Source organism: Mesorhizobium sp. ArgA1, assembly GCF_053714375.1.
Genome location: NZ_JBSKBQ010000051.1, coordinates 1 through 8,078 on the forward strand (window position 1 = coordinate 1; position 8,078 = coordinate 8,078).

General features: G+C 62.8%; 2 protein-coding genes. Both read left to right on the forward strand.

What is annotated here, in order from left to right; all coding sequences use genetic code 11:
- Positions 1–154 precede the first annotated feature (154 nt).
- Complete coding sequence (locus tag ACWGTI_RS31745) at positions 155–1,453, forward strand: aminotransferase-like domain-containing protein (RefSeq protein WP_454590585.1); 1,299 nt, start codon at positions 155–157, stop codon at positions 1,451–1,453.
- A 145-nt stretch (positions 1,454–1,598) separates the two neighbouring features.
- Entirely contained in the window at positions 1,599–8,063 is a 6,465-nt protein-coding gene (locus ACWGTI_RS31750; protein WP_454590586.1) for an amino acid adenylation domain-containing protein, read from the forward strand.
- Positions 8,064–8,078 lie beyond the last annotated feature (15 nt).

The following is an 8,078-nucleotide window of genomic DNA, read 5'->3' on the forward strand; positions in this document are numbered from 1 at the left end:
CTCCTATGAATCACGCAAACTCTCTCTTGGGAATTCCAAAAACTCGCCCGCCGCTAAAAACCTGCCAAAGTAGTGCTAGGCCTCCGAGTCAAGTTACGCTCGCTCCCCGCAAAGCGGTCGATCCTCAACTCGGTGGAATCTCGTGCAAGGTTCGATGATGGATGACAGATCGCAGCTCTCAGTAATGAATTTCCTGAACGAAGTCTCAGGTGTGTTCCCCTCGGCTATTTCTCTGGCGTCCGGCAGACCGAGTGACCGGTTCTTCGATAAACTTGACCCCCAGGTGCTGGTGAATGCGCTGAGAGTATATGAACGGTATTCAGCTGGCGGTCACCGGAGCGGGCAAGGATGGTCAGACCTGTTGCAATATGGACGAACCGCCGGGATCATTAGCGAGTTCGTTGCGCAACAGGTGCGATCCGATGATGGGGTTCCTGCGAAGGCGGATCGCGTACTGATCACCTCAGGATGCCAGGAAGCACTTGCTATCTGCCTGCCGGCGCTGTGTCCTGAACCTGCGGATGTGCTTCTGGTCTGCAATCCCACCTATGTCGGTGCGACCGGTGCAGCTAAAGCTGCGAAGGTCGCCATTGCAGCGTTGTCCAACTCAGGGCCTAGCGTCGCGGACGCAATCGAGGCCGCCGTCCAGCATTTGCGCAGGAATGGTCGGAGGGCTCGGGCGATATATCTTATTCCCGACTTCGACAATCCGACCGGGCGGGTTCTCGGTGCGGCCGCACGACGCGATATCCTTCAAGTGTGCGCCAGACATCGTCTCGTCGTTTTGGAGGACAATCCATACGGGCTATTCCGCTATGAGGGAGATGCGGTTCCTCCGATGGCCGCGTTGGATCAGGTCGGAAGTGTTATTTACCTGTCCACATTTTCCAAGACGCTAAGCCCGGCTCTCCGTGTCGGAGCCGCAATACTGCCCGACACCATGTTTGGAGACGCGGGTGTTCGCCAGGCACTTTGGAACGACCTGGTTCAGCGCAAGAGCTTCGTTACCATCAATACGAGCCAGATTACACAAGCGATCGTGGCAGGGCTCTTGATCCAACAGGGGGCAAGCTTGCGTGCCTGGATCCGCCCGGCGCTGGATTGGTATCGTGCAAATCGCGACGTCATGTTGCGACAACTCGATAGTGTGTTTTCGCCTTTTTCGGATCGGATTCGATGGAATCGTCCCTCCGGCGGGTTTTTTCTGACTCTTGACCTTCCCTTCAGATTTGGGGCGGACAACGTGGACGAGTGTGCAAGGCGTGACAATGTCATTGTCATGCCGATGAGCTTCTTTGCATTGGATGACTCTCAAGACTGCCGGGTCCGACTGGCATTCAGCGCGGTTACTCCCGAGCAAATACGAACCAGTGTGACAGGCTTGAGCCGCTACATCGAGCGGTGCCTGGGCGGGAAACTGCCTGGCTTGGTGGGTGGATTGGCTGGGGGGTGAGATGCCATATCTGTCTTCTCCGGTGTGCGCCGGCGCTTACGAACCAGGCGATCGGAATAGGCAACCTGCCGGCCCACCAATCAAGTCCAGCATTGTTGTTGGTAGTGGTACGTTAGCTATTAGCTGTGCTCAGCTCGCAATGGAGATGGGCCACGGCATCCGCGCGGCTCTGTGTGGCGACGCCATATTCGCGGATTGGGCGGCTGGCGCGAATATCCTGTGTGTTGCAAGCGTTGAAGAGCTCTCGTTTTTCTTGAAGGCCGAGCCAGTAGATTGGATTTTTTCCGTCGCCAATCCGTTCATATTGCCGCCGCACGTGTTTGGGCAAGTGCATCGAGGTGCTTTTAATTACCATGACGGTCCATTGCCCCGATATGCCGGAACGCACGCGACCTCCTGGGCGCTGCTGGCGCAAGAGACCGAATATGCCATCACCTGGCACCGGATCGATGAAGGCATTAACGTGGGTGACGTAGCGGTTCAGCGCCAAGTGTTGATTGCGCCTACTGATACCGCGTTGACCCTGAATCTCAAATGTTACGACGCCGCCGTCGAGGGTTTCGGCGAGCTCTTAACTGGCTTGGCGAAGGGAGAGCTTACTGCCCGTCCGCAGGCACTGGAAGACAGAAGCTATTTTGCGAGGCATCGACTCCCTGATGCGGCAGGCTGTCTACTATGGGATCGATCCGCGCAAGATCTATCGGCGATGACGCGGGCCTTGGATTTTGGACCGTATCATCCCAATCCATTGTGTGTGTGCAAGGCTCTCGTTGGGGAAGAGGTTGTCGCCGTCCGGCACCTGGAGGTGCTGCCGTGCCGCTCGGGCTTTGCGGCCGGTCGCCTGCTGGAGATTCACTCCAGCCACTGGCGTGTGGCGACGGGTACGCAGGATGTCGACGTCTGGTTTGGCAGCTTGGACGGTCAGGCTCTGGAGGCGCGAACACTCGCCAGCCACTGCAATCTGGATGAAGGCGACGACCTCCCGCTCTTGAGCGACGATCAGGTGCGGCACCTAACTGCTATCCATGAGGAGATAGCGCCGTCAGAGGACTTCTGGCGACAGCGGCTTGAGCAGTTTAAAACAGTGCAGCTTCCTTTCCTGTCGTCGGGCGCAGCCGAAGCGCTGGCGCGATGGCAGTCGAGTTCGTGGCTCATTCCAGAGGCCTTAGCTGAGCTGCCCGCCGTTGATCGGGTGGAATACTTGATAACGGCTTGGCTGATCTATCTAGCCCGCATCACGGGCCAGGCAGAGCTTCAGCTCGGATGGACACCGGCGCCGAAAGCGTCGCGAGCCGGCGTGCAAGCGGTAGGGGCCGTTATCGCTTCCGCCGTGCCAATGGAAGTCACCATCGATCTTGCCAATGACTTCGAAGAAATACGCAAAGCGGTGGCGGCCGAATGCGCTCAACTGAGGGAGCGCGACAGCTTTGCGCGCGATCTTATCGGGCGCTGCCCGCCATTGAGGGAGATAGAGGCGCTGCGATCGCAACGGCCCTGGCCGGTTGGTATGGCGATTGCGGCAGAAAACAGTTCTGCCGTTGTTCATTCAGCCTCGAGCCTCCATTGCGCGGCAGCTTTGATGACATTTGAGATTTGTGCTCTCGATGGGAGCTTTCGCTGGCACTTTGATGCCAGTCGATTGGCGCCGGAGCAGATCGAGCGCATGACTCAGCATTTGCAAGCTTTGTTGTGCGGTATGCTGGCCGATGCCGGGCAGCCGGTCGGCAGCATCGACATCCTGCCGGCCGATGAACGCACCTATCTCTTGGAGGAGCTGAACCGGACGGCGGCGCCTTACCCCTCGGATATGTGCATCCATGAACTGTTCGAGCAACAGGTCCGGCGTGCACCCGAAGCCGTCGCCCTCGTCCATGAGGACGAGCGCCTGAGCTATGGCGAGCTCAATCGGCGCGCCAACCGGCTGGCGCATCACCTGATCGCACTGGGGGTCAAGCCGGACCAGCCGGTGGCGATCTGCCTGGAGCGCAGCTCGGCCATGGTGGTGGGTGTTCTGGCGATCCTCAAGGCGGGCGGCGCCTATGTGCCGCTCGACCCGGCCTATCCCAGCGCCCGGCTCAACCAGGTGCTCGACGATGCCGCGCCGCTTCTGCTGCTGGCCGATGCGGCCGGCCGCGCCGCGCTCGGCGCCGAAGCGCTCGCCGCTGTGAGCGTGGTCGACCTCGACACCGCGGCACCCCCCTGGGCCGGGCTGCCGGCCACCGATCCCGATCCACGCGCGCTCGGCCTCACATCCCGCCATCTCGCCTACATCATCTACACCTCCGGTTCCACCGGAACGCCAAAGGGCGTCATGGTCGAGCATGCGCAGATTGTACGTCTGTTCGACGCGACCCAAAATTGGTGTGGCTTCACCGAACACGACATATGGTGCCTGTTCCATTCCTTCTCATTCGACTTCTCAGTGTGGGAGCTGTGGGGGGCGCTGCGCTACGGCGGGCGTTTGATACTCGTGCCGGTCGACACCGCCCGCTCTGCTCCTGACTTCCATGATCTAATCTGCAAGTCGGGCGTGACGGTTCTGAACCAGACCCCCTCGTCGTTCAGAACGTTCATCGATGCGGACTGCCAGAGCGGTGCTCGCAACCGTCTTCGCTATGTGATTTTTGGTGGAGAGGCCCTGGAGCCGCCGATACTAAAGCCGTGGTATGAAAGGCATCCGGATTCCACCCCACAACTGATCAACATGTACGGCATCACGGAAATAACCGTGCATGCAACCTATCGGCCTCTTAGCCAGTCCGACACTTCCGCGCCGGGAAGTCCGATTGGAGGGCGCATCCCCGATCTTCGGGTGTATCTGCTGGACGATGCTGGCGCGCCGGTGTCGTTGGGGGCGGTTGGCGAGCTTTACATCGGCGGGGCAGGCGTGGCGCGCGGCTACCTCAACCGGCCCGAGCTGACGGCGCAGCGCTTCATCGCCAGTCCTTTTGTCGACGGCGACCGGCTCTATCGGACCGGCGACCTGGCGCGCTATCTTGGCGACGGCAATCTGGAGTTCTTGGGCCGCAACGACGACCAGGTGAAGATCCGCGGCTTCCGCATCGAGCCGGGCGAGATCGCGGCGCGGCTTGCCGAGCATGAGTGGGTGCGCGATGCGGTGGTGGTGGCGCGCCAGGATCGAGCGGACCAGACGCGGCTCGTCGCCTATGTGGTGTGCGCGCCAGAGGCCGAGGGCGAGGCGGCAGCGCAGGGCGAAGACCAGGGCGGGCTTGCCGGCGCCTTGCGCGCGCATCTTGGGGCGCGGCTGCCCGACTACATGGTGCCGTCGGCCTTCGTGCGGCTGGCGGCGCTGCCGCTGACGGCCAACGGCAAGCTCGACCGCAAGGCGCTGCCGGTCCCCGACGACGAGGCCTATGCGCGGCGGACCTACGAGCCGCCGCAGGGCGCGGTCGAGACGGCGCTGGCCGCGATCTGGGCCGACCTTCTCGGGGTCGAGCGGGTCGGACGCCACGACCACTTCTTCGAGCTCGGCGGCCATTCGCTCTTGGCGGTGCAGTTGATGGAGCGGCTGCGGCGGCTGTCGCTGGGGGTCGAGGTGCGCACCCTGTTCGCCAGGCCGGTGCTTTGCGATCTCGCCGCAAGCCTTGGCAGCCATCACGAGGTGGCGGTCCCGGCCAACCTGATCGACCAGGATAGCACGGCGATCACGCCAGAGATGCTGCCGCTGATCGAGCTGACGCAGCAAGAGATCGACCGGGTCGTCGCCACGGTGCCGGGTGGCCTCGGCAACATCCAGGACATCTATGGCCTGTCGCCGCTGCAGGACGGCATCCTGTTCCATCATCTGCTGGCGACCGGGGGCGATCCTTATCTGCTGGTGTCGCAGATGGCGTTCGCCGAGCGTGGACTGCTTGACCGCTATCTTGGTGCGGTCCAGCAGGTGGTGGATCGGCACGACATGCTGCGCACGGCCTTTGTCTGGGAGGGGCTGTCGAACCCGGCCCAGGTGGTGTGGCGTCGCGCGCCGCTGGAGGTGAGCGAGGTCGAGCTGGATGAAGACGACGGTCCCGCTCATGAGCAACTGAAGCGTCGGTTCGATCCGCGTCACTATCGCATCGATCTTGGCCGGGCGCCGCTGTTGCGGTTCGTGATCGCGCGCGAGCCGGGCAACGGACGCTGGCTGCTTTTGGAACTGCTGCATCATGTGATCGGGGATCACACCACGCTAAAGCTGATGCATGCCGAGGTGCGGGCGATGCTGGAGGGACGCGCGCATGAGCTGGGCTCCCCGCAGCCGTTCCGCGCTCTGGTGGCGCAGGCGCGCCTGGGTGTCGATGCCAAGGCGCATGAGGAGTTCTTCCGGGCGATGCTGGCCGACATCGACGCGCCGACGATGCCGTTCGGGCTGAGCGAGGTGCATGGCGACGGCAGCGGGGTCGGCGAGGCGCATCGGATGCTGCCGCAGCCGCTCAACGATCGGCTGCGGGCCCAGGCGCGGCGGCTGGGGGTGGGCCTGGCCAGTCTGTGCCATCTGGCCTGGGGTCAGGTGGTGGCACGCAGCAGCGGTCGAGAACAGGTGGTGTTCGGCACGGTGCTGTTTGGCCGCATGCATGGCGGTGCCGGCGCCGACCGGGCCATGGGCCTGTTCATCAACACCTTGCCTGTGCGGCTTGACCTTGACGGGACCGGGGTCGAGGCGAGCGTGCGCACCACCCATGCGCGGCTTTCCGAGCTGCTGGCGCACGAGCATGCCTCGCTGGCGCCGGCGCAACGCTGCAGCGGCGTTGCCGCGCCGGCGCCGCTGTTCAGCTCCTTGTTGAACTACCGCCACAACACGCCGGCGGCCATGGCGGCCTCCGGAGCGTTGGCCGGCTCCGGACCGGATGATGTCCTGTCGGGCGTGGAATGGCTGGGCGGCGAGGAGCGCACCAACTATCCGCTGGCGCTGTCGGTGGAGGATTATGGCCAGGCCCTTGGCCTCACCGCGCAGGTGACCGAGCCAATCTGCGCGGATCGGGTCTGCGGCTACATGCAGCACGTGCTCGAAGAACTGGCCGAGGCGCTGGAACAGGCGCCCGACACGCCGGTGCGGGAGCTCGACATCCTGCCGGCCGATGAACGCACCTATCTCTTGGAGGAGTTGAACCGGACGGCGGCGGCTTACCCCTCGGATATGTGCATCCATGAACTGTTCGAGCAACAGGTCCGGCGTGCACCCGAAGCCGTCGCCCTCGTCCATGAGGACGAGCGCCTGAGCTATGGCGAGCTCAATCAGCGCGCCAACCGCCTGGCGCATCACCTGATCGCCCTGAGGGTCGAGCCCGGGGATTGCGTTGCTACGGTACTGGACCGCTCTGTCGCGCTTGTGGTGGCGCAACTGGCAATCCTGAAGGCGGGGGGAGTTTATGTGCCGATCGATCGCGCTCTCCCATCCGCTCGACAAGAATGGCTGATCGCCGACTGTGCTGCACGCCTGGTGCTCGCCGGGACAGAGCAAGGTAGTCTGGATACTGTCAGTCCTGTTCTGGCCATTGAGCCGCTCATGGCTGGGACAGGAAGTAACGCCGATCCTGGGCTCCCCTTGAGCGCCGAGGCGGCCGCTTACGTGATGTACACCTCCGGCTCGACCGGCCTTCCCAAGGGAGTTGTTGTTCCTCACCGTGCCGTCAATCGGCTCGTCATCAACAATGGCTATGCGCAGTTCAGCTCAAAAGATCGTGTGGCGTGGGTAGGCAATCCCGCGTTTGATATCAGTACGCTGGAAGTCTGGGTGCCGCTGCTACACGGCTCACGCCTGGTTGTGATTCCCTACACTGATGTGCTGCAGCCGGAGATGCTGCGCAGCCTGATTCAGCAGCACCGCATTACGGTCCTGCATTTGACAGCTGGATTGTTCAGCCAGAGCGTTGATGATTTGGGCTCGGTGCTGGCGAGTTTGCGGGTTCTATTGGTCGGCGGTGATGCGGTTGATGTGCCAGCAATGGCACGGCTTTTGCGCCAGAACCGACCGCACCATCTCTTGCACTGCTACGGTCCGACGGAAACGACGACTTTTGCGGCAGTGTGCGAGATCACCGCGATTGATGAGACATTCGGCCGTCTCCCGATCGGCCGTCCGATAGCGAATACGCGGGTGTATCTGCTTGACGGTCATGGGGCACTGGTGCCGTTCGGGGCGGTGGGTGAGCTCTATGTTGGCGGGGCAGGCGTTGCGCGCGGCTACCTGAACCGGCCGGAGCTGACGGCGCAGCGGTTCATCGCCAGTCCCTTTGTGGACGGCGACCGGCTGTATCGCACCGGGGATCTCGCGCGCTACCTGCCCGACGGCAATCTGGAGTTTCTGGGCCGCAATGACGACCAGGTGAAGATCCGTGGCTTCCGCATCGAGCCTGGTGAGGTCGCGGCGCGGCTTGCCGAGCATGAGTGGGTGCGCGAGGCGGTGGTGGTGGCGCGCCAGGACCGGGCCGGCGACAAGCACCTTGTCGCCTATGTGGTATGCGCGCCTGAGGCGGCAGCGCCGGACGAAGATCCAGGCGCGCTGGCCGGCGGCTTGCGCGGTCATCTTGGCGCGCGGCTGCCCGACTACAGTGAGCGTCCGGCGAATGCATTTTTTGCGTCTACGAGGCGCGGTTTAGGACTTGCGGCTTAGCTCATCTGCCATGAC